Raw genomic sequence first — 521 nt, 5'->3', positions numbered from 1 at the left:
AATGGGGGTATCAAGCGTTATCGCTATGACGACCTTGGTCGGCAGGTTGCCCGCGAGGATGAACAGGGAGCGCTGACCCAGTATCAGTGGGACAGCGTGGGTCGGTTGATTCGTGTCGTATTGCCAGGCGGCGCAACGCGCGAATACAGCTACAACGCCTACGGAAAAATCACCGCCGAACACGACGAACTCGGCCACGTCACCCGTTACGAATACGCCGACGGCCTGCACCTGATCAGCCGCCGTATCAACGCCGATGGCACCCACGTCAAGTATCGCTACGACAATGCGCGCCTGCTGCTGACCTCGATCGAAAACGAGGCAGGCGAAACCTACCAACTCGATTACCACCCCAATGGCCTGATCCAGCAGGAAATCGGCTTTGACGGCCAGCGCACGGCTTACGTGTATGACCTCAACGGCAACCTGGCGGAAAAAACCGAACACGGCGACGACGGCAGTCAGCTCGTTACCCGTTACAAGCGAGACCACGCCGGGCGCCTCGTAAGAAAAACCCTGCC

General features: G+C 59.1%; 1 pseudogene. It reads left to right on the top strand.

Annotated elements, in window-relative coordinates:
* Window positions 1–521: pseudogene (locus tag AOA62_RS25860) on the top strand (RHS repeat protein); the annotation flags it as partial.

Source organism: Pseudomonas sp. 2995-3 (assembly GCF_002742565.1).
Classification (GTDB): domain Bacteria; phylum Pseudomonadota; class Gammaproteobacteria; order Pseudomonadales; family Pseudomonadaceae; genus Aquipseudomonas; species Aquipseudomonas edaphica.
Note: the sequence above shows the minus strand (reverse complement) of the source record. Positions and strands in the feature narration are given on the sequence as shown.